Genomic DNA, 1,538 nt, shown 5'->3' with positions numbered 1-1,538 from the left:
AGATACGCCTTGGCGGTCTCGACCAGGTTGGGAATCAGGTCGTGGCGGCGCTTGAGCTGCACCTCGATCTGGGCGAAGGCGTTCTGGAAGCGGTTTTTAAGCGATACGAGCCGGTTGTAGACGCTCACGACGTAGAAGACGATCAGGGCGATGACGGCGACGACGATCAAGGTGGTGATCATGGCAGTTCCTTGTAGTGATCGATGATGAGAAGAAGCCCTTCGACAGGACGGTGCCACGCGCAGGCGCGCAGGCGTGCAGGGCGCTTGTCACTTGGCCAGTCTAGGCAGAAAACTCAGATCCATGTGGTATTTCCTGGGATTGCCCTGTTCGATGAAGACCGGGATGGTATCGGTTTCGAGATAGGACGAGGGGTCGTACCAGAGGTTCTCGCTCTTGAAAACGTGCACCTCGAGGCTTTCCGGGTTCAGCCACTGCGAAGTGACGCGATAAGGATGACGGCCGTTGACGGAGAGCCCCGTATTGCGCTCAACGCCCTGGTAGGTGGTTTCAAGGCGCAGCCCCTGTTCGCGCAGTCGTGCGTTCTGGGAGGCGGTGAAACGCGAAAACAGCAGGCTGCCCACAGCGCCGGCAAGGAACACGGCGCCGATTCCTCCGACGATCATCCAGGCGCCGATCGTGTCGAACAAGCCGTCGAGACGGGCATTTCGCGGGTTGTCGGGGTCGAAAAGCACCTCGACGCGCTCGCCGGGCGCGTAGCGCGGCGGGTTGCTTCCCTCCCGCGAGGTGAACTGCACTCGAGTACCGTCGTCGGTGGTGAACGTCACGACCGGACGGTAGGTGGTGGAGTCCTGGGAGCGCGACTCTACCAGTTCGACCACCCTGCCTTCGGTGGAGTCGGCCTTGGCGTGAAACGCGCGCGATTGCTGAAAGAGAGAGACGGCGAGCACCAGCAAGGCCGCCCCCACCAGAATGAAAACGATCCGCATCAGCTTGATGACCCACATGCTCGATCCCTCGATGGTTTCCAAATGAAAGTGTGGTGTCTACATCACCGCTTCGCCATTGATGCTCAGCCGCCCCTGATCCCAGGTCAGCGTCTGCTCGTCGCGATCCGGGTCGATCATCAGGCCGACCATCAGCGGCAACTGCTCCAGCACCTCGCGCGGCGGCGTGGTCAGGCGAACGTCGAAGAACAGGCGCTGCAAGAGGTACTGGCTCGCCTGTTCGCCGCTCATGGGCATCTGGGCATCGAGAGCGTCGCCGACGACCAGGTCGCTCGTGAGCGCCAGGGCGTAGAGCGCCTCTCGGGAGAGCGCCTGCCCGTCGAAGCGCAGTTCGGCGCTCAGGCGGGGCGAGACGTCGAGGCCGTATTCGGGCATCACGACGTGCGCCTCGAGCGGGTCGATGGCGATCTCGGGGCTGTTCGCGAGAAAGCGGTAGCCGCTGTCGACGAGCGCCTCGACGTCTTGGCCGTAGCGCGCCCGGTCGAGCGATGATGGGATCGCCTCGATGTTCGGGCGGGCGGCGACGAGGCGTGCATAGTGCTCCTGGTATGCCTGGAAGGCCTCGACGTC

General features: G+C 62.9%; 3 protein-coding genes. All 3 read right to left on the bottom strand.

What is annotated here, in order from left to right; all coding sequences use genetic code 11:
• The coding region (locus BIS11_RS17280) for a LemA family protein (protein ID WP_253586685.1) at window positions 1-182 on the bottom strand (182 nt) is incomplete at its 3' end.
• A gap of 87 nt (window positions 183-269) precedes the next feature.
• On the bottom strand, window positions 270-968 hold the full coding sequence (locus BIS11_RS17275) for a DUF3592 domain-containing protein (RefSeq protein WP_253426189.1): 699 nt from the start codon (window positions 966-968) through the stop codon (window positions 270-272).
• 39 nt (window positions 969-1,007) lie between these two features.
• Window positions 1,008-1,538 (bottom strand): hypothetical protein (locus BIS11_RS17270; RefSeq protein WP_253586683.1); only part of this gene is annotated, 531 nt, incomplete at its 5' end.

Source organism: Halomonas sp. 707D4 (assembly GCF_024158685.1).
Classification (GTDB): Bacteria; Pseudomonadota; Gammaproteobacteria; order Pseudomonadales; family Halomonadaceae; genus Vreelandella.
Note: the sequence above shows the minus strand (reverse complement) of the source record. Positions and strands in the feature narration are given on the sequence as shown.